This is a genomic window from Nocardiopsis deserti, assembly GCF_008638355.1.
GTDB lineage: Bacteria > Actinomycetota > Actinomycetes > Streptosporangiales > Streptosporangiaceae > Nocardiopsis > Nocardiopsis alborubida.
Window position 1 is genome coordinate 319462 of sequence record NZ_VWVS01000014.1, and the last position, 25445, is coordinate 344906.

The 25445-nt window shown below is 73.2% G+C and carries 22 protein-coding genes and 2 pseudogenes; 13 read left to right on the forward strand and 11 right to left on the reverse strand.

Features of this window, described 5'->3' with window-relative positions; genetic code table 11:
- Positions 1-48 precede the first annotated feature (48 nt).
- Entirely contained in the window at positions 49-486 is a 438-nt protein-coding gene (locus tag FYW99_RS19925) for a hypothetical protein (protein ID WP_150253534.1), read from the forward strand.
- Positions 487-563: 77 nt separating this feature from the next.
- Here the strand turns inward: FYW99_RS19925 and FYW99_RS19930 are convergent.
- A pseudogene (locus FYW99_RS19930) lies at positions 564-1434 on the reverse strand (RNA-guided endonuclease InsQ/TnpB family protein).
- Between the two features lie 120 nt (positions 1435-1554).
- Here FYW99_RS19930 and mobA point away from each other — a divergent pair.
- Together mobA and FYW99_RS32855 are read left to right on the forward strand one after the other, a co-directional pair.
- On the forward strand, positions 1555-2154 hold the full coding sequence (mobA, locus tag FYW99_RS19935; protein ID WP_150253535.1) for a molybdenum cofactor guanylyltransferase: 600 nt from the start codon (positions 1555-1557) through the stop codon (positions 2152-2154).
- Positions 2155-2273: 119 nt separating this feature from the next.
- The gene (locus FYW99_RS32855) at positions 2274-5987 is read left to right on the forward strand and encodes a hypothetical protein (protein ID WP_263364080.1); all 3714 of its coding nucleotides are present in this window, start codon (positions 2274-2276) and stop codon (positions 5985-5987) included.
- 136 nt (positions 5988-6123) lie between these two features.
- Here FYW99_RS32855 and FYW99_RS19945 read toward each other — a convergent pair whose 3' ends face one another.
- Complete coding sequence (locus FYW99_RS19945) at positions 6124-6333, reverse strand: hypothetical protein (protein ID WP_150253536.1); 210 nt, start codon at positions 6331-6333, stop codon at positions 6124-6126.
- Positions 6334-6878: 545 nt separating this feature from the next.
- On the opposite strand from FYW99_RS19945, the gene FYW99_RS19950 reads away from it, so the two are divergent.
- Entirely contained in the window at positions 6879-7088 is a 210-nt protein-coding gene (locus FYW99_RS19950) for a dodecin (RefSeq protein ID WP_013152455.1), read from the forward strand.
- Positions 7089-7208: 120 nt separating this feature from the next.
- On the opposite strand, the gene FYW99_RS19955 is transcribed toward FYW99_RS19950, so the two are convergent.
- The 3 genes from FYW99_RS19955 to FYW99_RS19965 form a co-directional block, all read right to left on the reverse strand.
- Positions 7209-7997, reverse strand: coding sequence for a hypothetical protein (locus tag FYW99_RS19955; protein WP_150253537.1), 789 nt, complete (start codon positions 7995-7997; stop codon positions 7209-7211).
- Positions 7998-8151: 154 nt separating this feature from the next.
- The gene (locus FYW99_RS19960) at positions 8152-8946 is read right to left on the reverse strand and encodes a cell wall anchor protein (protein WP_150253538.1); all 795 of its coding nucleotides are present in this window, start codon (positions 8944-8946) and stop codon (positions 8152-8154) included.
- A gap of 127 nt (positions 8947-9073) precedes the next feature.
- Positions 9074-10609, reverse strand: coding sequence for an LCP family protein (locus FYW99_RS19965; RefSeq protein ID WP_150253539.1), 1536 nt, complete (start codon positions 10607-10609; stop codon positions 9074-9076).
- Between the two features lie 491 nt (positions 10610-11100).
- Between FYW99_RS19965 and FYW99_RS19970 the strand changes: the two genes are divergently transcribed.
- Both FYW99_RS19970 and FYW99_RS19975 read left to right on the forward strand, forming a co-directional pair.
- Positions 11101-12009, forward strand: coding sequence for an Lrp/AsnC family transcriptional regulator (locus FYW99_RS19970; RefSeq protein ID WP_150253540.1), 909 nt, complete (start codon positions 11101-11103; stop codon positions 12007-12009).
- Between the two features lie 261 nt (positions 12010-12270).
- The gene (locus FYW99_RS19975; RefSeq protein WP_150253590.1) at positions 12271-13023 is read left to right on the forward strand and encodes an RraA family protein; all 753 of its coding nucleotides are present in this window, start codon (positions 12271-12273) and stop codon (positions 13021-13023) included.
- A 282-nt stretch (positions 13024-13305) separates the two neighbouring features.
- Here the strand turns inward: FYW99_RS19975 and FYW99_RS19980 are convergent, their stop codons facing one another.
- The gene (locus FYW99_RS19980; RefSeq protein ID WP_150253541.1) at positions 13306-14007 is read right to left on the reverse strand and encodes a FadR/GntR family transcriptional regulator; all 702 of its coding nucleotides are present in this window, start codon (positions 14005-14007) and stop codon (positions 13306-13308) included.
- 169 nt (positions 14008-14176) lie between these two features.
- On the opposite strand from FYW99_RS19980, the gene FYW99_RS19985 reads away from it, so the two are divergent.
- Positions 14177-15463, forward strand: a complete 1287-nt coding sequence (locus FYW99_RS19985; RefSeq protein ID WP_190394733.1) for a CynX/NimT family MFS transporter — start codon at positions 14177-14179, stop codon at positions 15461-15463.
- On the opposite strand, the gene FYW99_RS19990 is transcribed toward FYW99_RS19985, so the two are convergent.
- The 4 genes from FYW99_RS19990 to aceA form a co-directional block, all read right to left on the reverse strand.
- The gene (locus FYW99_RS19990) at positions 15432-16253 is read right to left on the reverse strand and encodes a CPBP family intramembrane glutamic endopeptidase (RefSeq protein ID WP_150253542.1); all 822 of its coding nucleotides are present in this window, start codon (positions 16251-16253) and stop codon (positions 15432-15434) included. The two genes, FYW99_RS19985 and FYW99_RS19990, sit on opposite strands and share 32 nt — an antisense overlap.
- 123 nt (positions 16254-16376) lie before the next feature.
- Positions 16377-16646 carry a hypothetical protein gene (locus tag FYW99_RS19995; protein ID WP_150253543.1) on the reverse strand — a complete coding sequence of 90 codons (270 nt, stop codon included), beginning with the start codon at positions 16644-16646 and terminating at the stop codon, positions 16377-16379.
- Between the two features lie 273 nt (positions 16647-16919).
- Positions 16920-17135: a DNA primase gene (locus FYW99_RS20000; protein WP_394350367.1), complete on the reverse strand. Its 216-nt coding sequence runs from the start codon at positions 17133-17135 to the stop codon at positions 16920-16922.
- Between the two features lie 300 nt (positions 17136-17435).
- Positions 17436-18734: an isocitrate lyase gene (gene aceA / locus FYW99_RS20005; protein ID WP_150253545.1), complete on the reverse strand. Its 1299-nt coding sequence runs from the start codon at positions 18732-18734 to the stop codon at positions 17436-17438.
- A gap of 216 nt (positions 18735-18950) precedes the next feature.
- Here aceA and FYW99_RS20010 point away from each other — a divergent pair, with 216 nt between their 5' ends.
- The 6 genes from FYW99_RS20010 (at position 18951) to FYW99_RS20035 (ending at position 25074) form a co-directional block, all read left to right on the forward strand.
- Positions 18951-20390, forward strand: a complete 1440-nt coding sequence (locus tag FYW99_RS20010) for a helix-turn-helix domain-containing protein (RefSeq protein WP_061079084.1) — start codon at positions 18951-18953, stop codon at positions 20388-20390.
- 171 nt (positions 20391-20561) lie between these two features.
- Entirely contained in the window at positions 20562-21791 is a 1230-nt protein-coding gene (locus tag FYW99_RS20015; RefSeq protein WP_150253546.1) for an acyl-CoA dehydrogenase family protein, read from the forward strand.
- A gap of 143 nt (positions 21792-21934) precedes the next feature.
- Positions 21935-22423: a hypothetical protein gene (locus FYW99_RS20020; RefSeq protein WP_150253547.1), complete on the forward strand. Its 489-nt coding sequence runs from the start codon at positions 21935-21937 to the stop codon at positions 22421-22423.
- 154 nt (positions 22424-22577) lie between these two features.
- The gene (locus tag FYW99_RS20025; RefSeq protein ID WP_150253548.1) at positions 22578-23504 is read left to right on the forward strand and encodes a hypothetical protein; all 927 of its coding nucleotides are present in this window, start codon (positions 22578-22580) and stop codon (positions 23502-23504) included.
- A 79-nt stretch (positions 23505-23583) separates the two neighbouring features.
- Entirely contained in the window at positions 23584-24363 is a 780-nt protein-coding gene (locus tag FYW99_RS20030; protein ID WP_150253549.1) for a hypothetical protein, read from the forward strand.
- A 33-nt stretch (positions 24364-24396) separates the two neighbouring features.
- The gene (locus tag FYW99_RS20035) at positions 24397-25074 is read left to right on the forward strand and encodes a TetR/AcrR family transcriptional regulator (protein WP_150253550.1); all 678 of its coding nucleotides are present in this window, start codon (positions 24397-24399) and stop codon (positions 25072-25074) included.
- Positions 25075-25250: 176 nt separating this feature from the next.
- Here the strand turns inward: FYW99_RS20035 and FYW99_RS20040 are convergent.
- Positions 25251-25445: pseudogene (locus FYW99_RS20040) on the reverse strand (IS630 family transposase); the annotation flags it as partial.

The following is a 25445-nucleotide window of genomic DNA, read 5'->3' on the forward strand; positions in this document are numbered from 1 at the left end:
GCTCCGTCCGCACGGACAGCGCCCCGGGAGCGGCGTACCCTTCCCTGCATGGGACACCGACACCCGAGCAAACTCAAGAACTCCGAGGTGAGCCACGCCCGCGCCCGCTGGCTGCTGCGGGCGGAACTCGACGGCTGCGACGAGTGCCGCCGGGAGGGGGACCGCGAGGCCCTGACCGACCTCGCCGTCGGCGGCGTCTTCGACTCGCTCCTCACCGGGTTCGTGCTGTCCCGCACCCAGCACTGGTACTCCCCGAGCAGGCCGGTCCCGTACCCGGCCACGGTCTACCGCATGGCCCCCGTCGACGAGCGCGACTTCTGGCGCCAGCCCACCCAGCACTGCATGCGGGTGTGTACGGTGCAGGGTTCGGAGGGCACCAGCGTGGACACCGCACCCGCGCTCAAGGAGCTGCGGCTGATGTCGATGGACCACCGCAGGACCGTCCTGGACGACGTGATGGACGGGCTCGCCGAGACGGAGGGGTGAGCGCGGCACCGCCGCCGTGGGCCATGCTGGAGAATGGACTTCCCCTCCTGCCTGAAGGCAGGAGATTCCGGGACCACCTACCGGTGGTTCGAGGCCAGGGCCTCGTCACGGGTCGCCCCGTGGCCTTCCTGTTTCGTCGCCGGTCGCCCCGTCCGGGAGGACTCCCGTTGAGGTCTCACACCAGCTCCACAGGCAACAACCGCCAGCCCGGCGGCCCTGAGGTTGTTCGCCGCGTTCACGTCCCGATCATGCGTGGTCCCGCACCGGGGGCACGTCCACGTCCGTACGTGCAGCGGCAACGACGCGTGCACGTAGCCGCACCCGGGCATCGAGCACGCCTTGGGGGAGGGAAAGAACCGGTCCACCACGACCAGGTCGCGTCCGTACCACTGAGCCTTGTACTCCCACATGGACCGGAGTTCACGCCAGGCCGCATCCGAGATCGCCCGGGACAGTCGGCGGTTTCGGACCAGGTCGCGCACCGCCAGATCCTCGATCACGACCGGGCAGGGGCCGCGACCACACCACGTTGAGCGGTTCGGTCATCTTGGCCAGGGTCAGCTGGCCGTCGCGGTAGCGGAACGCGGACCGGGTGTACTCCGCCGAGGCCCGCGACTTCTTGCGCGACTTGAACCGCGGATACTTCGCGCGGTGGTCGAAGAAGTTGCGGAACGCGGTGTGCAGGTGGCGCAGCGTCTGCTGGAGCGGGACGCAGGAGACCTCGGTGAGGAAGGACAGCTCCTCGGTCCTCTTCCAGGCGGTGAGCATCGCCGAGGTGTGGGAGTAGCCCACCCGCTCCCGGCGCTGGTGCCAGGCGGCGGTGCGTTCGGCCAGGGCGCGGTTGTGGACCAGGCGCACGCACCCGAACGTGCGCGACAGCTCGGCCGCCTGCGCATCGGTGGGGTAGAAGCGGTACCGGAACGCCCGCTTCACGCTCGTGCCGGTCATGGCACACACCGTAGCGACCGCCCTGCGGTCGCGTGAGCCGAATCCAACACACAGTCACGAGAAGGGAGAGGGCGTGTCCTCCCCGTTCTGAAGGACGGGGTATCCACGCCCAACAAACAGATGAACGAGACCCTGGACGCCGTCGTCCTCGCCGGGGGCGCGGCCCGCCGCATGGGCGGCGTCGACAAGCCCGGGCTGTCCGTGGCCGGGCGCACCCTGCTGGAGCGCGTCACCGACGCCGTCCGCGCCCACAACGCCGGGGCGGGGGACGGGGGCCGGGTGATCGTGGTCGGCCCGCCCCGCGAGAGCCCCCGCGCGCTCTACGTCCGCGAGGACCCGCCCGGCTCCGGCCCCGTACCCGCGCTGCGCGCCGGACTGCCGCACGTGCGCACCCCGCGGTTCGCGCTGCTGGCCGCCGACCTGCCCCACCTGGACCCCGGCCACCTGGCCGCCCTCCGCGCCGCCGCCGACGAGGTCCCCGAGGGCGCGGGCGCGGTGTTCGCGGACTCCACCGGGCGCGAGCAGTGGCTCACCGGCGTGTGGCGCACCGAGGCCGTGCGCGCCGCCCTCGCCGACTACCCGGGGCGCTCCCTGTACGGGCTGCTCGGCCCCCTCGCCCCCCGCACGCTGGCCCTGACCGACGACCTGGCCGTGGCCGACTGCGACACCCCCGATGACCTCGACCGCGCCCGCCGGATCCTGGAGCCGCCGACCGGTTGAGTGCCGCCGACCGGCTGAGGCTCGCCGGTACCGGGAACCGCTGACCGGTCGAGTGCCGTGACGGACCGGGTGCCGCCGGGAGGCCGGGCGCCGACGACCGGCCGGGTACCGCCTCAGGGTTGCGCGAGCGCGCCGCGGTGGTCCATGATGTCGGCCATGACGATCAGGAAGGGCGGATCCCGCCCGGGCCGTTGAGCCCCACCGCGCCGACGTACGGGTCGGCCACCTCACTCCTCCGCTCCGTCGAGGGCCGCGCCGTCTCCGGGCGCATGCGCGCTCTGGCGCTCCACGCCCGCGACCACGCGGGCACACCCCACCTCACCGGGATCCTCCGGCAGCTCGAAACCGCTGGTCACGGGCGCCTCGCCGTGCACATGGCCGCGGCCGCACGCGACACCGACACCCTCGCCCTGCACCTCGCCGGACCCGACTCCGAACTCCGCCGGGCCGCACTGCGCGCCCTTCGCGAGCCCTCCCTACCCGACGAGGTCGTGCCGCCCGTCCTGGACGACGCGCCCACCGGTCTGCGCCGGGCCCTCTACCGCACCCTGTACCACGCGCGGCGTACCGGCCTCGCCGACTCCCTCCTGTCCCGCGTGCGGGCGGAGTACGGCGACGCCGAGGCCGCCGCACTCCTGCCCGCGTGCTCACCCGAACGGGTCGCCAAAGACCTGCCCGGCCTCCGCCACGCCGTGCGCTCCTGGCGGCGGCTGGCCCGGCGCCACCCCGACGCCCTCCTGAACCTGCTCCGGGAGACGCACTCCCCGGGCGGCTGGACGTTCGAGCGCTTCACCGACCTGAGGCGCGTCCTCCAGGCGCTCGACCCCGTCCGGCCGGCCGAACTCGCCACCCTGCTCGGGGAACTCGGAGAGAAACGCCGCAACCTCACGCTCCTCGCACCCCACACCCACCGACTACTCCACCGCGACGGCGACCAACGCCACTACTCCACCCGCTATCCCGCCGGTCCCAGCGGCACCCGTGACATCCGCGGCCTGCTCAGGTACGCCAGGCGCGCCCCCGCGCAGGTCCTGCCCGTCCTGCGGGCCATGCCCCTGCCCGTGCGCACCGCCCACCTGGACCGGATCGCCCGGCGCAGGGACGGCCGCGGGGCGCTGCTCCTGTTGCCCTACCTCGACCTGCTTCCGCGAGACCGCGCCGAGGCCGAGGCCCGCCGCGCACTGGCGGAGATCACCGCCTTCCAGAGCCGCAGCACCCGCTACGGCGACCCCGACCAGGACCTGGACGCGATCGCCCACCTGCCCTACGGGGAAGCGGCCGGACCGTTGGAGGAGGCCGCCTCGGCCGGAGACCCCGACCGCCGTGCGCGCGGCCTGGCCCGGCTGGTGGAGGCCACCGCCCGCACCGGAGACCCGGACCTGCTGGCCCGCGTGCTCACCGAGCGGGCCGAGCGCTCCCGGGCCGAACGCGATCCGGTCCGCCGCTCCCTGGTGTGCGTCCTCTCCCGGGTCGCTCCCGCGCTGCTCGCTCAGGCGTCCCTGCCCGCCCTGCACCGCGTGCTCGCCGACACCCTGGGCTCACGCGACACCTCGGCCGACACCCGCCGGGCCCTGCGCGACCTGGCCGCCGCCCTGCTGCGTCACCCTCTGACCAGGCAGGACGCGGAGGCGAGGGACTGGGCGCTGGAGGCCTACACCGGCCTGGTCGCGCGCTTCGGCGCGCGGGGGCTGGGCGAGCGGGGCCGTCCGCGATCGCGCCCCCCGTGGTGGAGCGCGCCGGGCCGCCGGGCCGCCCGGATCGACCTGGACCCCGCCCTGGACCAGGTGCTGCCCCGGGGGCTGGAGCGGGAACTGTACCGGCGTCTGGCCCCGGCCCTCGACGACGCCCGCGCCCGGGGCGACTTCGGCCCCGCCGTCGCCCTGGCCCGCGAACTCGGCCGCCGCGTGCACGGCGTTCCGGAACTGCGCGGGCACCTGGCGGCCGCCCTCGGCCACGACGCGCCCGCTACGGGTTCCACAGACACCACGGGCCCTTCTGGCATCAGGGGTGCCATGGTTCCCAGCGGGGTCAGGGGCATCACGGGCCCTTCTGGCCTCGGGGATGCCATGGTTCCCACCGGAACCGAGGGCACCAACGGTCCCTCTGGCCTCCGGTACACCGGCATCCCCACCACCGCGGAAGCCGAGGCCACCGCGCGCGAGGCGGCGCGGCTGTACCTGACCGGCCCCGGCGCCCGCGCCGACGCACGGGCGCTGTTCGACGCCGACCCCTCAACGGCCCGTGTTCCCCGGGTGTGGAGCCTCCTGGTCCGCCACGCCGAGCCGTCCGCGCTCCGCACCGCCTTCGCCGCTGACGGGGAGGGTCCCGCCGCCGACGCGGGCGCCTGGGTGCCCGACCTCGACCGGCGGACGGTCCGGGACTGGCCGGAGGCGCTGCGGGCCCGGGCCGCCGACCACCTGGCGGGGATCGCCGCCGACCCCTCCCAGGCGATCGACGACCGCGAACGCGCCCTGCGCGGTCTGGGCGCGCTGCCCGGCGCGGCCGACCGGCTGGCCCGCTACCTCGACGCTCCCGACACCGTCCTGCGCGAGGCTGCCCTGAGCGCCCTCGGCCGCTGCGACGAGCCCGAACGCGCCCTGGGCCTGGTCCTGGAGCACGCCGACGGCCCCCAGTCCCGGGCCGCCGGTCCGGCGATGTCGCGCTGCGCGACGGGTATCGCCCCCTCCCGCCTCGGTCCGGCGCTGTGCCGTGTCCTGGACGGTCCGGCCAAGGTCACCGTCCGCAAGACGGCCGTCCGGCTGTTGGAGCACCACCGCCCGCCCGGCGGGATCGAGCACCTCGCCCGTGTCCTGGACACCGGCGACGGACTGCACCGGGACGTGCGTGCGGTCGTGGCGGGCGCGCTCATGCGCGCCCTGGACCACCCCGCCGCGCTGCCCGCCCTGACCCGAGGCGCACCCGGGTTCACGCCGGTGGAGGTCCAGTTCGCCGTGTTGCGGGTCTCTCCGTTGACCTGCCCGCCGTCGCGGAGGAAGGGCGCCGCCCGGGTGGTGGCCTCGCTGCCGGAGCCCTCACGCGACCACTGGCGGTTCCCCGGCTGGACCAGTCGCTGGGCGCCCTGGACCGACCACGACCCGGACATGCTGGCCGAGGCCGTGTGCGACATGGACCGGGACGGCGAACGGGCGATCCGCGCCTTCGAACAGCTGCTCCTGGACGGACGCGGGACCGACCGGATCAGCGGGATGCTGGCCCGGCTCCTGACGGCCGTTCCCGGACCCGGGCACGGGGTGCCCGCACGCGGGCCCCGCCGGGAGGCGGAGGACTCCGCCCACCGGAGGGTGAAGAGGCTGGTCGGGCTCCTCCAAAGCCGGATGTCGAAGGACGGGGAGCGGGATCCCGTGCTGGAGGAGCAGGCGGACGCTGTGCTCGGCATGCTCGGAATCCGGAGGGAGTACGCCCCCGAGGCGCTCCTCCTCGTCCAGCGCAGGCTCGCGACCGAGTGCGACGACCGGGACGGCGAGCCTCGGGCGCGGCGGCTCGTGGACCTGCTCCTGGCCGGTGCCCACCTGCTGGCCCGGGGGGCCGTCGGCCAGTGGGAGCTGGACCGGCTCCTGATGCCGGTCCAGCCCTCCTACGGCGCGTCGGAGGTCGAACCGCGGACGCGGGAGGAGGTGGTGCGCCGCCTGTTCGCCGCGGCCTCGGCGACACGGGGCGCGCCGGGGGAGACGGCGGCCCTCCTGGGGCTGCGCCTGGTGGAGCGGGCGGGCGCCGAGACCGGTTGGGCCGGGCCCTGGCCGCGGCTGCTCTCCCGCGCGGGCGACCTCGGCCACGAGAGGGTGCGCGACGCGGCCTGGCGGATGGTGGTGTAGCGGAGTCCCTCCGGGCGGGGCGGGCGCGGTCTCCGGCCGTTCCCGCCCGGGAGGCGCTTCCCGCTCCGGAGGCTCCCACCGATCTCGGAACCGCCGCCTCCGTACCCGGACGGGAACGACGGGCCCTACCGGCGGATCAGCCCTCGAACTCGTCCATGGGGACGGTCTCGCGCAGGAACCCGCGCATGTCCAGGAAGGTGGACAGGTACTCGCGGTGCTCGTCGCAGGCCGTCCACACCTTGCGGCGGTCCGGGGTGTGCAGTTTGGGGTTGTTCCACACCAAAGCCCACGTCGCCTCGGCGCGGCACCCGCGCCGCGAGCACTGTGTCTCCGCCGGTTTACCCAATGCTGACCCCCAAGCCGGGAAGCTGCCTCCATGGTCAAGCCACGGGCACGTTCGGGTCTTCGCCTCCGGCCGCCCGCACGGGCGGCCCGGGGCCGGACACAAGGCGACGCCGGGTGGTTACGGGGGCAAACCACCCGGCGTCGCAGGCGATGTTCCAACGGGGGCTCGGAACACCGCTCCCGCGCTTCGACGGGGGACCGAAGCGCTAGAACCCAATGTACACCGATGACCCCCGGTGTACGTCAAGAGTCAGTTACGACGTTGTCTCGGGAGAGTTCCGCCAATACGGGGGCTTAAGTCCCATACCAGTACTCACCTGGCATTTCACCCATAACATCTGGTCCGCGGGCCACGGACACCGGGTCAAGGGGGCCCCAACCGCGTGCCCCGCGGGCCCCCGCGAACGGCAAAGCGCCCGGCCCCTCCGCGCCGGTGCGAGGCGGGTGCGCAGGGAGGGCTCCGTGTGGCTCCGGGGGATTGCGGGGAGGCAGGAAACGGGGGGTCGCGCTCCGCGCGGCCGAGAAGCGACTACGCAGGGGGTCCGCATGTCCCACAACACCTACCGCGTCACGGAGATCGTCGGAACCTCGCCGCAGGGGATCGACCAGGCCATCCGCAACGGCATCGACCGCGCCTCGGCCACGCTGCGCGGACTCGACTGGTTCGAGGTCACCGAGATACGCGGCCACATCGAGGAGGGCGACGTCGCCCACTTCCAGGTGGGCCTCAAGGTGGGCTTCCGCCTGGAGGAGTGAGGACGGGCGGCCGCGGTCACGGCCCGTGTCCGCCGTGACCGCGCCCGCCTCACCCCTCGTGCCCGCAGCGGCTCCCCGGCGGTCTCCCCCTCCGAACCCGTCCCCGCGGCCGAGCCCGCCTCACCCGCCCTCGGGGGCCTCCTGCCCGCGCTGCACGTCCACGTGCACGTGGTCCAGGTGGCGCAGGATCTCGTTGTCCGGGTCGGCCTCGTAGTCGCGCCACCCCAGCGACGGGAAGCTCGTGCTCCAGATCCGGTCGTCGAAGATGATCACGTCGATCTCGTAGTCCGGGGCGTGCGCGATCAGCCAGTGCGCCATCACCCAGCCCGCGCGGCGGTTGTCCTCGTTGACCGGCCGGTAGAAGACGTCGATCGCGCGGCCGTCGTAGTGCGCCGAGTCGTCGCCGTGGCCGGTGTCGAAGCCGCCCGGCTCGTAGCCGCCCAGGCTCAGGCCGGAGAAGTGCTCCTCCATGCCCTCCAGCAGGTGCTGGGCGCGCGGCTTCAGGCCCGAGGGCTCCAGCTCCTCCTGTACCTCCAGGTCGGGGTTCTTGGTGGAGCGGCAGGTCAGCGAGGGCCCGGCGTCCCCCTCGGGGCCCTCCTCCAGCAGCGTCATCACCGGCTCGGGGATGTCGCTGGTGTCGGGCGCCCCGACCGGGGCGCTGTCGCCCTGCACGGCGACGGCGGCCGCGGTGGTCGCCCGCCGGGCCTGGTCCCGGTCCAGGCGGACGTGCACCTCACCCGTCCACACCGAGCACTCCGGGCCCCAGGGCGTGGAGGCGGGGAACAGGTCGGTGTTGCGCGCCACCCAGCGCGCGCTCACGACGGCGGCGACGGCCAGCACCAACAGGACGGCCACGGCCATGAGCACGCCGGTCCACCGGCGCTCGGGCCGCGAGCTGCTGTGTGTCATGCCCTGCTCCTCCGTGTTCGTGCCGGGCGGCGCTGTCGCCGTCGGCGCGTTTCCCAGAGAGTCAACTCCCGGGGGGACCCCCGGGTTTCCGGCACCGCGGACATTTTTCCCCCGTCGGGGCGGCCCTACCGTCCCCGGAGGCCCTCGCCGCAGGTCACCGGATCGACCACAGGACGAACAGGCCGCCCAGGACCAGGGTCAGCGCCCAGACGCGGTCCATGGTCACGCCGCGCCAGCGCAGCGCGTGCACCCCCAGGAAGTCGTGCGCGAGCAGCGCCGCGACCCCCGCCGCGGCCAGCATCGCCAGCGTGTGCACGCCGGTCGCGGCCAGGCCGACCAGCGTCGCGTCCCAGAGGGTCCAGGCCCCCTCGGCCGCCGTCCCGCCCGCCGCCTCCGCGCCGCCGCTTCCGGCCGTCTCCGCGGCCGAGCCCTCCGCGCCGCCGCTTCCGTGGGCCCGTGCCGGGTCCTGCGCCGCGCCCCCCGTCGTCGCTGCCCCCTCCGCGGAGGCGCCGTGTCCGCCGTGCCCGTCCCCGCCGGAGTGCGTGTGCGCGAGCCGGCCCGCCAGCACCGGCATCAGCATCAGCCCCGCGCCGTGCGCCGACGACATCAGGAACGACCACGCCGACAGCTGCCACAGCGGCAGCCGCACCTCGCGCCAGTGGAAGTGCCGACGCGTCAGCAGCATCACCAGCCCCACCAGAACGATCAGCGTGCCGCCCGCCACCGGAAAGAGCACCGACGCGGTGACCGAGCCGGTGACGGTGATGGCCACGGCCGCCACCGCCACGCTCGCGGCGTGCCCGGCGGCGATGGCGGGCAGCGACCGCAGCACCTCGGCGCGCCCGCCCTCCTGGAGGCCGCGGGTCACGGCCAGCAGCCAGCCCATACCCGGGTGCAGGCCGTGGAAGGCGCCCAACGCGACGAGGGTCCAGATCTGCGCGGGGGTCACCGCGTCAGAGTCACACGGCGGTGAGGGACCCGCAACGGTCCGCGTCCGTCTGACCGACACCGGTCACGGGGGATTGTGCGCGGCCCCCGCGGGGGAGCGGGGGCCGCGCACCGGGTTCAGCACCCGGTCAGGGGCACAGGGCCTCCAGATTGCTGGGCTCCTCGCCCACCTGGCGGCCCGGCTCGTCGGGCTCCTCCTCGTCGAGGCCGGTGTACTCCTGCCACTCGGTCAACCCGTCCTCCTCCGGGGACCCGGCCGGCTCGGAGGGCTCGGCGGACTCCTCCTCGGCGGGGGCGTCGGAGGCCTCCCCGGTCACGTCGTCGCCCTCGGGGTCCCCTCCGGCGATGGCCTCGGCTACCAGGGCCTTGACCTGCTCCCAGTCCGGGTTGGCCGTGTTGACCTGGGGCGGCGAGAGCTGGAACGTGCTCATGCTCCCGCTGTCGGTGACCGTGTCGGCCAGGTCGACGAACGCGGGCACCTTGGCCTGGGGGATGTCCGTGCTCAGGGTGCGCTCCGTGGCGCCCGCGAGCCTGCGGTAGCTCGTCAGGACGGTCACCGGGTCGACCTGCTCGGCCACGTACTTGATCAGGCAGCCCTGGCGGCCCATCCGGCCGTAGTCGTCGCTGTTGGTCCGCGAGCGGCCGTACCAGAGCGCGTCGTGGCCGTCGAGGCGGCGCAGGCCCGGCTCCAGCACCCCGCCGTGCACGCCGTAGGGGATCGGCTCCTCGATGAGCACCTCCACGCCGCCGATGGCGTCGATCAGGTCGCGGAAGCCCATCATGTCGACCATCGCGTAGTAGCCGATCTCCAGGTCGAGGTTGTACCCGATGACCTTCTTGAGGGTGTCGGCGGAGGGGTCGGCCGCGTCCGGGTTGAGCGCCAGCTCCTCGGGCTCCTCGGCCACCGTCTGGTACACGTCGTTGAGCAGCAGGTCGAAGCCGTAGGGCTCGGGGTAGCGCTCGGCCAGGGCGCTGTCCTCGGGGAAGTGCACGTTCTCCAGGTTGCGCGGCAGCCCCACCAGCACGGTGTCGCCGGTTCCGGTGTCCATGCTGGCCACCATCATGCTGTCGGTGCGCACCCCGTAGCGGTTGTCCGCCGAGTCCGAGCCGATCAGCAGCACGTTGACCCGCTCCTGGCCGTTCCAGGGGTCGGCCTCGTCGTGCGGGGGCATGAGGGGGTCCTCCTCGGCGTGGAAGACGCTGTTCAGCGTCTGGTACGCCGTGTAGCCGCCGTGCAGGGCCAGCGCCGAGGGCGCCGCGACGGTCAGGCACAGCAGCAGGACCACGGCCGCGCCGAGCACCCGCGAGCCCCGGGGCGCCCCCGCGGGCCGGATGATCACCCAGGAGTGCACGATCACCGTCAACCACAGCACCGCCACGACGAACACCACGCCCATGGCGCCCAGCAGCCACCGATTCTGTAGCGCCATGGTGGCCAGCCGCGTCATGGTGTTCGCCTCGTCGGCGCCCAGCCGCCACACCCACACGGCCAGACCCAGGATCCCGGCCAGGTACGCCCCCATGATCACCGCGCCCGCGACCCTGCGGCGCATCCGCAGGTGGGCCAGCCCGGGAAGGGGAACCGACGCCGCGGTCCACAGCAGCGCCCGGCCCGTACCCGGGCGCGCGGGCGCCTCGTCCCGCTGATCGTCCTCCGCTGTCACCGGTGGTTCCTCTCCAGCCGCGGGGCGGACCGCCCCGTTGTCTTCGCCGTTCCCGCCGAGGCCGCCGTGCGGCGCCACGCCGCGGGCTCGGTCTCGTGTCCGAAACCCCTGTTGTGTACACGCCTGAGAAGGGTCATCCGGTTCCCCTGCGGGTGGGACCCGTGCTCTCCGGACGTGCCGCGCGGGCCGTCCTCCTCCGGGCGTGGGGGCCGCGTGGTGCGTGTGCGGGCCCGACAGTTAAGTGTGGCGCTTTGCGCGAGTTTGTGTGCACCACTACTCAGTCATGAGGGATGTTCTATACAAGTCTGTTATGTGTCTCGCACGCGGCTGATGGGGTATTGGCCACCCCCTCCGGAGCGGCCAAAGGGGGAGATCAACCGATTTCTTTGGCGATCAGTAGTGCGCGCACGCCGCAGCTGCGATGATCTGGCCGCAGGAGGGGGCGTCGTCCGGGGGAAGGGCGGCGTCATGGGAATGAAAGGCAAGCCATCGTGCTCGATGCGGTTGACACCGCGCTCATGCGCGCGCTGCAAGGGGACGGCAGAGCGACGTTCCAGGCACTGGCCGACGGGGTCGGCCTGTCGAGGACCGCGGTACGCGCCAGAGTGCGCCAGCTCGTGCAGTCCGGGGCGATCAGGATCGTCGGGGTGCTGCACGCCGGAGTCGTGGGAATGGAGGTCCTCAGCCACGTGTCGTTCCGCGTCAGCGGTCCCGTGGGGCCGATGCTGGACGCGTTGGGGGAGAGGGAGGCGGTGACCTTCGCCGCGCACTCGGCCGGGCGGTTCCCGGCCGTGGCGCAGGTGCGGGTGGCCGACGACGCCGCCCTGACCAAGGAGCTCTCCGAGCTGCGCGCGCTGCCGGGGGTGGACGGCGCGGAGGTCTTCCGCGCCAACTCCGTGTTCAAGGACGCCCACAGCAGCGTCCGGGAGCTGCGCGACGTCGAACTGGACGCCCTGGACTGGCGCCTGGTCCGGCAGCTGCTCAGGGACGGCAGGTCCTCCTACGCGGACCTCGCCCGCCAGGTGGGCCTGTCACAGGCCGCGGCCCGATCGCGGGTGGTGCGGCTGCTCGACTCCGGCGTGGTGCACGTGACCGCGCTGGTGGAGCCCACTGCGGTGGGGGCCAACGAGCGGCTGGGCTTCGGCCTGCGCTGCCGTGGCGACGCCGAACTGCTGGGGGCCGCGCTGGCGAACATGCCCAGGATCTCCTTCCTGGCCAGCGGTTTCGGGCGCTACGACGTCATCGGCACCCTCACCGCGCCCGACCGCTGCCAGCTGGTGGAGGCCCTGGAGGGGGTGCGCGCCACCCCGGGGGTCGGCTACGTGGAGTCCTGGGACCACCTGTCGGTGCGCAAGGAGCGCAAGGGGGGCGAGCGTCCCCTGGAGTGGGTCGCGCCCTGAGGGCGCCGGTCCGCGGCGCGGCGGAGGGAGGGGGACGCGCCGCGGATGGCCGTCCGGGGCGGCGGGCACGCTGGGTAGGCGCTGGCGGCTTCTCCGTCCGTATCTGTAACCAGCGGTAGCGTTTTTACGTGTTTCCCGCGTGCATGGCTTGCGTCACGCTTAAGTTACCCGTGAGTATGGGAAGGGGTCGGTCCGTACCGGCCGCACCGGGCGCGGGTGTAGTGGGAGGCTGACGTGGCACTGGCGGATACGTTGACGGCTGTGGGCACGGTGGCGCTCGCGCGGTGTGGCGGCAGGCCGTTCGGGACGCACCTGTTCTCCGTCTGGCCGGGGGCCGCCTTCGCGGCGACCGCCTTCCCGGTCCGCTGCACGCCGGGGGACAACCTCGCCATACACGTCGCGGTGGCACAGGCTCCCCCCGGCTCCGCCCTCGTGGTGGACGTCGCCGGGGAGGCCGAGTACGGCTACGTCGACGAGATCCTCGCCGTGGCCGCCAGCACCCGCGGGGTCACGGGCATCGTCCTGGACGGCTGTGTCCGCGACATCGCGGCCATCGCCCGGTGCGCGCTGCCGGTGTTCGGGGCCGGGGTCGCGGTGCGCGAGGCCGCGCACGAGGCGGGCGGGTCGGTGGGCCGCCAGATCAGCATGACGCCGGGCGGCCCCGCGCCCCTGCCGGTGCGCCGGGGCGACTGGATCGTCGCCGACGACGACGGCGTGGTGTGCCTGCCCCGGGGGCAGGTCGGCTCCATCATCGCCGCGACCGTGGACAGCGTCTCGCGCGAACGCGAGATCATCGACGCCGTCTACGCGGGGGAGAGCACCCTGGACCTGCTCGGTCTGGACCCCTCGCGGGTCGCGGGCTGGGAGGGCCGTTCCGAGCACCGCTCCCGGCGCCCGGGGCGCCCGCGGACCCTGGGCGCCCTCCGCGACACCGCCGCGCGCGGCGCCGAGGGGCACTCCCCGGCGCGTTCGCGGACCTCGCCGCGCTCGGCCGTGGGCGACGCCTGGGAGTGAGCCCGAGGAGCCGTCCAGGCGCGGCCGGGCCGGCGCCGGAGAGTGTTGCGCCGTCCCCGGGGCCGCGCGGTCGTGCGGCGCACGCCGGGTCCGCTCGCAGACCCCTCCGCTGCGGCTGGGGCCCGGTGCGCGTACCGGACACAGTTCCGTGAGGGCCCCGGAACCCGTCCGGACACCTCAGCGGCCGCTGGGGCCCGGTGCGCGCACCGGGCCGGAAACGCGTGGGAACGCTCCCAGGCCGCTGGCGCGCCGCTTGGCCGGACCGGGTCCGACGGGGGGCGTTCAGTCCTCGGTGAGCGAGAGCAGCTCGTCGATGTAGCAGGTGGCCTCCCGCGCGGCCCCGGCCGCGTCGGCGCCGCGGATCGCCTCGGTCAGCTTGGAGTGGTCCACGCCGTCGGTGGCCGAGGAGGGCCGGGCGGTGGCCTCGTCGCCCTGCTCGTAGGCCGTGTGCGCGATGCTCGCGTACACCACCTGCGCGATGTCGTCGTACAGGTCGATCAACAGGGTGTTGTGCGTGGCGTTGACCACCGCGCGGTGGAACGTGAAGTCCGCCTCCACGAACGCGCCCATGTCGCGCTCGCGCCAGGCGGCCTCCCGCAGCGCCATGGCGCGGTCGATGTCGGCCATGTCCTCGTCGCTGTGGCGCAGCGCGGCCAGCCGGGCCGCCTCCACCTCCAGCGCGCGGCGCACCTCCAGGTTCTCCCTCAGGCGGGAGCGCTCCAGACGGCGCCGCAGTGCGCCGCCGAGCTCGCTGGAGGCCCGCACGAAGGTGCCCGCCCCCTGGCGGATCTCCAGCAGTCCGGCGTGGGCCAGGGCGCGGACCGCCTCGCGGACGGTGTTGCGGCCCACCTCAAGTTGGTCGGAGAGCTCCGACTCGGTGGGGATGCGGTCGCCCACGCCCCACTCACCCGAGTCGATCTGTGCTCGTAGCTGACTGATGACCTGGTCGACGAGACCGGTCCGGCGTGTCGAGGCGAGGGGCACGCGTATACCTCCTAGGGGCGGGTCGCCGGATGACTGGGCCAGCGCACAGGCAAGGAACGGTTAAGGCCGGAGCTTAGACCAGTTACGGTCGGGAATTGTCCTTGAACGGTAATGCGTTATCCTCATGAAGTACATCGGGTCATCCTATGAATTTCTGCGAGTCGCCTCCATGAGCGCCGGACCAGCCCCCCGCACCTCCGTGAAGAGCTGCCCCGCCGCAGGCCGGACCGCCCCGAGCCGTCCCCCGCGCGCGGTACTTCTGCTGCTCGCCGCCGGGATCGCCCTGGCCGCGCTGAACCTGCGCACCGCCATCACCAGCGTCGGCCCCGTGCTCGACGAGGTCACCGCAGGACTGGGCATGACCGGGGTCGGCGCGGGGATCCTCACCACCCTGCCGGTGCTGTGCTTCGCGCTCTTCGGCGGCCTGACCCCCGCCCTGGCCCGCCGCCTGGGCGAACACCACCTGCTGGTCTACGCGCTCACCGCCCTCACCGTCGGCCTCGCCGCCCGGGCCGCGGCCCCCGAGCCGTGGATGTTCCTGGCCCTGAGCGTGGTGGCCCTGTCCGGCGGCGCGGTCGGCAACGTCATCCTGCCCGCCCTGGTCAAGGAGCACTTCCCCGACCGCGTGGGCCTCATGACCACCGTGTACACCACCGGCCTGGCGCTGGGCACCACCATCGCCGCCGCGGCCACCGTGCCCCTGGAGCAGTCCACCGGCGAGTGGCGCGCGGCCCTGGGCGCCTACGCCCTCTTCGGCGTCGTGGCCGCCGTCCCCTGGCTGCTGGTGCTGCGCCACGAGCCCGCGCGCGGCGACGCCTCCCAGGCCCTGGGCTTCGGCCAGGTGCTGCGCACCGGCCTGGGCTGGCAGTCCGTCCTCTACTTCGGCACCCAGTCCTCGGTCGCCTACATCATGTTCGGCTGGTACGCGCAGATGCTGCGCGACCAGGGCATGGACGCCCAGAGCGCGGGCCTGGCGCTGTCCTACCTCACCGTCCTGGGCATCCCCATGTCCCTGGTGCTGCCCACGCTGCTGACCCGGACCAGCGACCAGCGCCCCTTCGTGGTGGCCTTCGCCGCCGCCTACCTCGCGGGCCTGGTCGGGCTGTGGTTCGCCCCGCTGGCGGGCGTGTGGGCCTGGACCACGCTCCTGGGGATCGGCATGGGCAGCTTCGTCTTCGCCCTGACCGCCTTCGCGCTGCGCACCCGTACCGGGGCGGGGACGGCGGCGCTCTCGGCCGTCAGCCAGAGCCTGGGCTACCTCATGGGCGGCGCGGGCCCCTTCCTGTTCGGGCTGCTGCGCGAGCTCAGCGGCGGCTGGCACGCGCCCCTGCTCCTGCTGGCGGTGCTGGTCGTGGTCAACCTGGCCATGGGCCTGCTGCTGGGCCGCCCCCGCTACCTGGAGGACGCCATCTCCGCACGCGGCCTCACGAGGGCAGCCAGTCCAGACGGCCGATGAGGTAGACCGAGCCGACGAAGGCCACGACGTCGATGACCGTGTGCGCCACCACCAGGGGCATCACGCGTCCGTAACGCAGGTAGAACCAGCCGAAGACCAGCCCCATCACCAGGTTGCCGAAGAACATCCCCACGCCCTGGTAGAGGTGGTAGAAGGCGCGCAGCACCGAACTGGCCAGCACCGCCTTCCACGGCGTCCACCCCAGCTGCCCCAGCCGGTGCAGCAAGTAGCCGACCACGATCACCTCCTCCAGGATCCCGTTCTTGGCCGCCTGGAGCACCAGGACGGGCACGTCCCACCAGTTCCCGGCCAGGGTGCTGGGCTGGATCGTGACCGTCAGCCCCAGCTGCCAGGAGACCACGTACAGCGCCAGGCCGCTCAGGCCGATCAGCGCGGCCAGCAGGGCGCCGGTGCCCAGGTCGAAGCCGGGACGGCGCACGTCGAAGCCGATCGTGGCCGAGGAGTCGCCCGAACGGCGCAGGAGGTAGGCCACCAGCAGCACCGGGACCAGGGCGTTGGCCAACGCGAACAGCTGCCAGGACAGGTCCAGCCACGGGCGCTCCTGGTCGGCGCGGGGGCGCACCAGGCTGGCGGTCTGCTCGGCCAGGGACTGGGGCTCGGTGAGCACGCCGAGGAAGGAGATGGTCGCCGAGACCGCCGCGGCGCCCAGGGACAGGGCGAGCACGCACAGGATCTCCCAGCGCAGCAGTCCGCGCGCGACGGGGACGGAGGGGGCGGGCGGCGTCCCCGCGGGCAGTTCGGCGTCCGGGGTGTGGGTCTTGTCGGTCACGGGTTGCAATGTACGCGCTGTCGACGGTGGCCGGTGACCTGGGGGAGCGGGGCGGGCCGGAGACGCGCCGGGGCGCGGCCTGAGGGCCCGCCCCGGCCCGTCCGGCCGCGCCGCCGGGGGCGGTCAGTCGTTGTCGTTGTTCTCCATGTCGCCCTCGCCGCCGTTGTCCTCGTTCCCGCCGTCGTCGTCCTCGCCACCGTCCTGGTTGTTCTCCTGGCCGCCGTCGTCCTCGTCGCCCTGGTTGTCGCCCGGGGTGTCCACGGTCGGGGCGTCGGCCCCCTCGGGGTCCTCGCAGGCCGCGACGCCGAACACGGCCACGGCGGCGATCGCCGAGCCCGCCAGCGCCCGGCGCAGGGCGGTCAGGGTCTGCCTGCTGATGTCCTCGAACCTCATCGCTGACTCCCTCGGGTCGCGGCTCGTGCCGGGGTCCGCCCGGGTCCGGGCGGTGGACGCGAGCCGGGTGTTATCCGTCCGTGACCCAGCCTAGGGCGTATTCCGTGTCCGTGACCAGGAAAGCGCGGAGAGTGACGTCCCCCGATGCGGCGGGGCGCGTCGTCCGCGTCCGGGAGAGGGACCGGGACCAGCGGGGGCGGGGGAGCGGGGAGTGGGCCCGCGCCGCCGCTCGGGGCATGCCCGGCGGCGGCAGCGGGTCAGCGGGGCGCGGGCTCAGTCGCCGTCGTCGCCACCGTCGTCGTCGCCGTCGTCGCCACCGTCGTCCCCGCCGTCATCTCCACCGCCGTCATCGTCGTCGCCCTGTTCGACGTTCACGTTCGGCATGAGGTCGTCGCAGGCCGCGGTACCCAGGACCACGACGGTGGCCAGGGCGCCCACGGCGAGCACCCGGCGCAGTGCGGCCAGGGCGGCGAGGAACGGTTCGAACATCTTCAAGCCAGGCCTCCGGTTCTCCGGGCGGGCCGCGGGGGCGCGGCCCGGTGCAGCCGTCAGCCTAGGTCCCGGCCGCGCGGGGGGCCAGTGCGTCCCGTTTCCTCCGGGGACCGAACCCGTGCCCGGGACGACCGAAAACGGACGCGGCGGACACTCCGGGCACGGCACGGGACAAGCCGCCGGCCATGCGCGTGTGACACGGAGCGCGCATGGCCGACGGCTAGGGGGCGGAGGCCGCCCGCCCCGCCCCAGCCACGAAAGCGGGGAGGGACGGCCTCCTGGGAACGAAGACCAGTGTCAGTGAGCCGCTGAGAACTGGTCTTCCTCGGTGGAGCCGGTGAGAGCCGTGGTGCTGGCCTCGGGGGAGATGGTCGTGCTGATGGAGTCGAAGTAGCCGGTGCCGACCTCGCGCTGGTGGCGGGTGGCGGTGTAGCCCTGGGCCTCGGCCGCGAACTCGGCCTCCTGGAGCTCGACGTACGAGGTCATCCCGTTCTGGGCGTAGCCCTTGGCCAGGTTGAACATCGAGTGGTTGAGCGAGTGGAAGCCCGCCAGGGTGATGAACTGGAACTTGTAGCCCATGTGGCCCAGCTCGCGCTGGAACTTGGCGATGGTCGCGTCGTCCAGGTGGCGCTTCCAGTTGAAGGACGGCGAGCAGTTGTAGGCCAGCATCTGGTCCGGGTACTCGGCCTTGATCCGCTCGGCGAAGTCGCGGGCGACCTCCAGGTCCGGGGTCGCGGTCTCCATCCACAGCAGGTCGGAGTGCGGGGCGTAGGCCAGGCCGCGGGCCACGCAGGCCTCGACGCCGTTGCGGAAGCGGTAGAAGCCCTCCGCGGTGCGCTCGCCCGTGACGAAGGGCTGGTCGCGCTCGTCGACGTCGCTGGTGATCAGGGTCGCGGCCTGGGCGTCGGTCCGCGCGATGACCAGGGACGGGACACCGGCGACGTCCGCGGCCAGGCGTGCGGCGTTGAGCGTCTTGACGTGCTGCCCGGTCGGGATGAGGACCTTGCCGCCCAGGTGGCCGCACTTCTTCTCGGAGGCCAGCTGGTCCTCCCAGTGCACGCCCGCCGCGCCGGAGGCGATCATGCCCCGCATCAGCTCGTAGGCGTTGAGGACGCCGCCGAACCCGGCCTCGGCGTCGGCCACGATCGGGGCGAGCCACTCGGGCGCGCTGTCGTCGCCCTCGGCCCAGGTGATCTGGTCGGCGCGCATCAGCGCGTTGTTGATGCGGCGGACCACGGCCGGGACCGAGTTGGCCGGGTACAGGCTCTGGTCCGGGTAGGTGTTGCCCGAGAGGTTGGCGTCGGCCGCGACCTGCCAGCCGGAGAGGTAGATGGCCTTCAGCCCGGCGCGGACCTGCTGGACCGCCTGGTTGCCGGTGAGGGCGCCGAGGCTGTTGACGTAGTCCTCGGTGTGGAGCAGGTCCCACAGGCGCTCCGCGCCGCGGCGGGCCAGGGTGTGCTCCTCGGTGACCGAACCGCGGAGCTTGACCACGTCGTCGGCGGAGTAGGTGCGCTCGATACCGGCCCACCGGGGGTTGGTCTCCCAGTCGCGCTGGAGTGCGGCGCTGGCTTCCTGTCGTCGAGCGCTGGTGCCCATGTTCGATCCCGCCTTACGTGTAGTCCCCAAGTGTTCACACCGGTCGAGAAGGCCAGGTCAGAGCCAGGGGGCTGAGCCCTGAGCGGTAAGTTCCCCGCCGGTAACTAGATTCTTGGTGAAGTTCCGAGGCTTTTCCACTGGAAATCTTGCGAAGATCGTCGATTCTTTCCGTACTATGAAGCCATGGCGTACTTTGGTGCTGAAGAAATACCGTCTTTGACAGGTGACCTGGATCTCGTCACCTTTGGTCAGCGGCTCCGCCATCTGCGGCGGGCACGCGGCCTCACCCTCTCCGACCTGGGCGAACGCGTGGGCCGGGCCCCCTCCCAGCTCTCCCTGCTGGAGAACGGCAAGCGCGAGCCCAAGCTCTCCCTCCTCACCTCCCTGGCCTCCGCCCTGGGCGTCTCGGTGGAGGAACTGCTGTCCAAGCAGCCCCCGAGCCGCCGCGCGCAGCTGGAGATCGCGGTCGAGGAGGCCCAGCGCGACACGGTCTACCAGGACCTGAACCTGCCGCACCTGCGGATCGGCAAACGGGTCCCCAACGACGTGCTCGAACACATCGTGGGCCTGTACGGGGAGCTCCGGCGGCGCAGCGCCAAGCCGACGGCCACCCCCGAGGAGGCGCGCCGGGCCAACGCCGACCTGCGCCGCCAGATGCGCGAGCGCGGCAACTACTTCGAGGGCATCGAGAAGGCGGCGGCCCAGACCCTCGACGCCGTCAACTACACCGCGGGGGCCCTGTCCCAGGGGCAGATCCTCGCCATCGCCACCCACCACGGGTTCTCCCTCAAGTACGTGCAGGACCTGCCCCGATCGGTGCGCTCCCTCACCGACCACGTCAACCGGCGCATCTACCTCAAGCGCGAGACCACGCTGGGCATGCACAGCCCGCGCACGATCCTGCTCCAGACCCTGGGCCACGTCGTGCTGGGCCACGGCAGGCCGCGCGACTTCGGCGACTTCCTGCGCCAGCGGGTGGAGGCCAACTACTTCGCCGCCGCCGTCCTCATCCCCGAGTCCACCGCGGTGCGCTACCTCCAGGAGGCCAAGCAGGCCCGCGACCTGTCGGTGGAGGACCTGCGCGACGTGTACTCGGTCTCCTACGAGATGGCCGCGCACCGGTTCACCAATCTGGCCCACCGCCACCTGGACCTGGTCTGCCACTTCATCCGCAACGACGAGACCGGCATCATCTACAAGGCCTACGAGAACGACGGCCTCGTCTTCCCCACCGACGACACCGGGGCCATCGAGGGCCAGCGCATGTGCCGCCAGTGGTCGGGGCGCCAGGTCTTCGCCTCGCCGGACCGCTACTCGATCTACTACCAGTACACGGACAAGCCCAACGGCACCCACTGGTGCGTGGCGCACGTGGACCCCAGCCGCGAGCGCAACTTCGCCATCACCCTGGGAGTGCCCTACAAGGAGTCGCGCTGGTTCCGCGGGCGCGAGACCACCAACCGCACCAAGTCCAACTGCCCCAGCGGCGAGTGCTGCGTGCACCCGCCCGCGGACCTGGCCGCGCGCTGGGAGGGCAACGTGTGGCCGTCGGCCCGCGCGCACTCCCACGTGCTCTCGGCGCTGCCCTCGGGGACCTTCCCGGGCGTGGACGAGCACGACGTCTACACCTTCCTGGAGAAGCACAGCCTCGACTGAGCGGCGGGCCCGGAAGGAGCGTGCGAGGGGGCCGGGGGGCGGCGGGCGTTGGCCCCCGGCCCCCTCACACGTGCGGGTGCGGCGTTGTGGCGCGCGGAGCTTGCTGTTACCGTTGGTAACACATACTGGCCCCCTCCTTCCCCCGGAGGGCCCGACAAAGGATGTAAGCGCATGAGTGAGGCCCCCGCGCCCGGCTTCAGCCTGGAACTGAGCGAGGACGTCCGCGAGGTCCGGGACTGGACCCACGGATTCGCCGCCGACGTCATCCGCCCCGCCGCCGCCGAGTGGGACGAGCGGGAGGAGACCCCCTGGCCGATCATCCAGGAGGCCGCCAAGATCGGCCTGTACTCCCTCGACTTCTTCGCCAACCAGTGGCTGGAACCCAGCGGCGTCGGCATCCCCGTGGCCTTCGAGGAGCTGTACTGGGGTGACCCGGGCATCGCCCTGGCCATCACCGGCACCGGCCTGGCCGCGGTGTCCGTCGCCGCCAACGGCACCCAGGAACAGCTCTTCGAGTGGACGCCGCAGATGTTCGGCACCCCCGACGACATCAGGCTCGCCGCGTTCTGCTCCTCCGAGCCCGACGCGGGCAGCGACGTCTCGGCCATCCGGACCCGCGCCGTCTACGACCAGGCCAAGGACGAGTGGGTGCTCAACGGCACCAAGACCTGGGCCACCAACGGCGGTATCGCCGACATCCACGTCGTGGTCGCCTCGGTGGAGCCCGAGTTCGGCTCGCGCGGGCAGGCCACGTTCATCGTGCCTCCGAACACGCCCGGACTCAGCCAGGGGCAGAAGTTCGCCAAGCACGGCATCCGCGCCTCGCACACCGCCGAGGTGGTCCTGGACGACGTGCGCGTGCCCGGCTCGTGCCTGCTGGGCGGCAAGGACAAGCTCGACGAGCGCCTGGCCCGCGCCCGCGAGGGCAGGGGCTCCAAGGGCCAGGCCGCCATGAAGACCTTCGAGGCCTCCCGTCCCACGGTCGGCGCGATGGCGGTGGGCTGCGCCCGCGCCGCCTACGAGTACGCCCGCGACTACTCCACCCAGCGCGAGCAGTTCGGCCGCCCGATCGGTGAGAACCAGGGCGTGGCCTTCACCCTGGCGGAGATGGCCACCCGCATCGACGCGGCCCGCCTGCTGGTGTGGCGCGCGGCGTGGATGGCGCGCAACGACAAGGACTTCGACAGCGCGCAGGGCTCGATGAGCAAGCTCTACGCCAGCGAGACCGCCACGTTCGTCACCCAGAACGCGGTGCGCATCCTCGGCGGCAACGGCTACACGAGGGAGTACCCCGTGGAGCGCTGGCACCGCGACGCCACGATCTTCACCATCTTCGAGGGCGCCAGCGAGATCCAGAAGCTCATCATCGGCCGCGCCGTCACGGGCCTGCCGGTGCGCTGACGACGCGCGGACGGGAGGGCCGTTCGGAGGGCCCCGCCCGCGGAGGGGCGGCCCGTCCGTCCCGTCCCGTCCGTGTTCGCACGCCGGGGAGTTTCCGTGGTGAACCGATGACGGAGCGATGTCGCCGCTCCTATGCTGACGCCATGAACCTCCCGCACCTGCGCTTCGCCGCGTTCGTACTGCCGCTCGCCGCCCTGACCGCCTGCTCGTCCCCGAGCCAGCAGGAACAGGACGCATCCTCCGCCGCCGCTGAGCCCCCGGCTTCCGCGTCGCCCTCCGCCCCGGCCTCCCCGAGCGCCTCGCCCTCTGCGTCCGTCGGCCTGCCCACCCTGGCGGACCTGCCGGAGGAAGGCAGGGACCTCGCCTCCTGTGAGGACGGACAGTGCCGGGTCACCGTCGAGCCCGGTGACCGGATCCCGGTTCCTGAGGAGGCGGGCGGCACGGAGATCGTGATCGGGTCGATCACCGGGGGAGAGGCGACGTTCCAGCAGAACCGCTCCGATGGCGGCACGACCACGATCACGCTGAAGGAGGCCGGTCAGGGCAGCGGCATGCTCGCGGAGGGGAACAGGTTCACCCTGGCCTTCCCCGAGATCGGCGACGGCGAGGCCGTCATGCAGGTCGACGTCTGACCCCGCCCGGTGGAGCGCCCACACGCGCCTGCTCCGGCGCCTGGCGGGGGCGCCGCGCTCCCGGGGCCGCACCGGACCACGGCCGCGGAAATCCCGTTGCCCGGGCGGGCGGACACGGCGATCCTGACCGGGTGTCCCGACGGAAGGGGAGACTGTGCACTTCGCCGTACTCGTGGCGGTCGACGGCCACCACAACCCGGGCGAGGACCTGGAGGGCGCCCTGGACGAGGCCCTCGACCCGCTGATGGCTCCGTACGACGAGAGGGTTCGGGTCCCACCGCACCGCGACCACGAGTACGAGGACGACTGGGACGGGGCCCACGACGACGCGCTGGACTTCTACACGCGCCACCCCGACCACGCGCGCGGCCTGGACCTCGGCGACCGGTCGGCGGTCCTCAGCTCATGGGTGGGCGAACCCGTCCTGTGGGACGACGAGGTCGGCAGCCACTACGTGGTGACCACGGACAACCCCTGGGCCAAGTGGGATTACTGGACGATCGGCGGCCGGTACAGGGGGATGCTCCTGTCCTCCGACCACACTGACCCCCGGGTCCTGCCCGGAGGGGAGCAGGACCCGCGCAGGGTCACCGGCGCGCCCAAGCACCTGCTCGCCTTCGCCGAGCACCGGGCCCGCGCGGGGGACGAGGCCGCGCGTCAGTGGGACGCGGCCCACGCCGTCCTGCGCCGCAACCCTCCCGCGGAGACGGTCGAGGCCCTGGTCGGGCGGGCGCGCGCAGGGGAGTTCGGCGGGGACCGGGCCGCTGCGATCCGGCACTACCGGAGCCAGCCCGCGGTGCGCGAGCTCCTCGAGGCCGGACTGGGACCCGGCATGTCCTGCTCCGTCGAGTGGTACTCCGTGTCCAGGGACGAGTTCGCGGCCACCGCCCGAGACCAGGCCGTGCCCGGTTACGCCTTCCTCGACCTGGACGGCACCTGGTACGACCGCGACACCCTGCCCGGCTACGAGGGCCCGGACCACTGGCGGCCCCGCCGCCGCGAGTACCTGCGGCGCGCCAACCCGGCGATCGACGCCCTGCCCGACGACACCTATCCGGTCACCGTGGACTGCCACGTGTGACCGGTGGTGCCCGGCCACCGGACCGCGCCGCCCGGACCGCCCTGGCCGGTGCGGACATCCGGCCCCTAACCTGGCTCCCATGAACGCCACCGCGGGCAACGGCGCCCCCACCCTCACCATCCCCACCGGATACAACGGCCCCGACGGGTCGGGCAACGGCGGCTACACGGCGGGACTGCTCGCCGCGCGGCTGACCGCCGTCGGCGGACCGGCCGTCCAGGTCACCCTGCGCACCCCGCCGCCCCTGGAGCGCCCGCTGACGGTGGAGGGCGGCCCCGAGGGCGCCCTCCACCTGACCGACCCCGGTGCGGTGGAGGGCGCCCGCCTGGTGGCCGAGGCGGTGACCGCCGACCTCCCGGACGCCTCCGTCATCCCCGGCGGCCCCGTCACCGTGCCCGAGGCCCGCCAGGCCGAGGAGCGCTACGCGGGCCTGACCGGGCACCCCTTCCCGCGCTGCTACAGCTGCGGCCCCGAGCGCGCCGAGGGCGAGGGCCTGCGCCTGTTCGCCGGTTCCGTGCGCCCGGGCACCGGCCCCGACGGGGTCGGCAACACCGTCGCCTGCACCTGGACCCCGCACCCCTCCCTGGACGAGGGCTCCGGCGGGGTCGGCCTCGCCCAGGTGTGGGCCGCCCTGGACTGCCCCGGCGGCTGGTCCAGCGCCATCTCCGACCGCCCCGCCCTCCTGGGCCGCATCACCGTCCGCGTGGACGAGGCGCCCCGGACCGGCGACGCCCACGTGGTGATGGGACACCTGGAGGCGGTCGACGGCCGCAAGATCACCACCGGCAGCGCCCTCTACGACGGCACGGGCCGCCTCCTGGCCCTGGCCAGGGCCACCTGGATCGCGCTCCGGGCCTGATCCGGGCTCCGCGAGCCGCTACGGTGAACCCTTGTGGCACTCGAACGCGCGCGGCGGACCGCGCTGACCGACAGCAGTGACGCCTCCGGCGCGCCCGTGCCGGAGGCGCCCGCCCCGCGCGGGGGGAGGGGCGTGCGCGGACGCGACCCCGAGCGGCGCCGCGCCATCCTGGACGCGGCCGACCGGGTGATCCAGCGCGACGGCCCGGACGCGTCGATGGTGGCCATCGCGGCCGAGGCCGGGATCAGCAAGCCGATCCTGTACCGGCACTTCGGGGACAAGGGCGGCCTGTACCGGGCGCTCGCCCGGCGCCACGTGGACCCGCTCATCGAGCGCATCCGCGAGGAGCTGCACCAGCACACCGAGTTCGAGGTCCGGGCCCGTGCCACGGTCGGCGCCTACCTGTCGATGATCTCCCAGAACCTCAACCTCTACCGGTTCCTGATGGACCGGGCCACCTCCGAGGACTCCCGGACCCGCGGCGACCTGGGCATGATGGTCCGCCGCCTGGGCGAGGAGCTCGCCGACCAGCTCGTCGCCGAACAGCGCGTCGGCGACCGCCCGCGCTCCCAGATCGTCGCGCACGCCGTCGTGGGCATGGTGCAGGCGGCGGGGGAGTGGTGGCTGGAGCACCCCGAGGTCGGCGAGGAGGAGATCATCGACGACCTCACCGCAGCGGTGGTCGGCGCCATCCGCGCCAGCCAGACCTAGACAGTGTTTCTTGGGACCTCCGCTTCGCTTCGGCCCGTGTTCGGGCGCCCGAAGCACGGGAACCTTCGGTGTCTCCGGCGGGTTCGCTCGTTCCTCACGAACCCGCCTCCACCACCTCCAGAACCCCGTGGGCGCCCGACCCCCCCACAAGCTGAGGCCGGTTCAAAAAACAGACCCTAGTGTGCTGATTTATTAGTTCGTTTCGGGATGCGTTGGCAGTACACCGCGATGCTCTGGAGGATCTCCTCGGCTGTTTTGGTCCACACATACGGCCGAGGAGCCTCGTTCCACGCGGCGGCCCAGTCACGGATGTCCTTCTCCAAAGCCTGGACGCTGCGGTGGGTCCCCCGGCGGATCAACTTGGTGGTGAT

Coding starts and splice junctions, on each gene's coding strand:
- FYW99_RS19925 (WP_150253534.1), top strand. CDS start 49: ATGGGACACCGACACCCGAGCAAACTCAAGAACTCCGAGGTGAGCCAC.
- mobA (WP_150253535.1), top strand. CDS start 1,555: ATGAACGAGACCCTGGACGCCGTCGTCCTCGCCGGGGGCGCGGCCCGC.
- FYW99_RS19950 (WP_013152455.1), top strand. CDS start 6,879: ATGTCCCACAACACCTACCGCGTCACGGAGATCGTCGGAACCTCGCCG.
- FYW99_RS19955 (WP_150253537.1), bottom strand. CDS start 7,997: ATGACACACAGCAGCTCGCGGCCCGAGCGCCGGTGGACCGGCGTGCTC.
- FYW99_RS19985 (WP_190394733.1), top strand. CDS start 14,177: ATGAGCGCCGGACCAGCCCCCCGCACCTCCGTGAAGAGCTGCCCCGCC.
- FYW99_RS19995 (WP_150253543.1), bottom strand. CDS start 16,646: ATGAGGTTCGAGGACATCAGCAGGCAGACCCTGACCGCCCTGCGCCGG.
- FYW99_RS20000 (WP_394350367.1), bottom strand. CDS start 17,135: ATGTTCGAACCGTTCCTCGCCGCCCTGGCCGCACTGCGCCGGGTGCTC.
- aceA (WP_150253545.1), bottom strand. CDS start 18,734: ATGGGCACCAGCGCTCGACGACAGGAAGCCAGCGCCGCACTCCAGCGC.
- FYW99_RS20015 (WP_150253546.1), top strand. CDS start 20,562: ATGAGTGAGGCCCCCGCGCCCGGCTTCAGCCTGGAACTGAGCGAGGAC.
- FYW99_RS20020 (WP_150253547.1), top strand. CDS start 21,935: ATGAACCTCCCGCACCTGCGCTTCGCCGCGTTCGTACTGCCGCTCGCC.
- FYW99_RS20030 (WP_150253549.1), top strand. CDS start 23,584: ATGAACGCCACCGCGGGCAACGGCGCCCCCACCCTCACCATCCCCACC.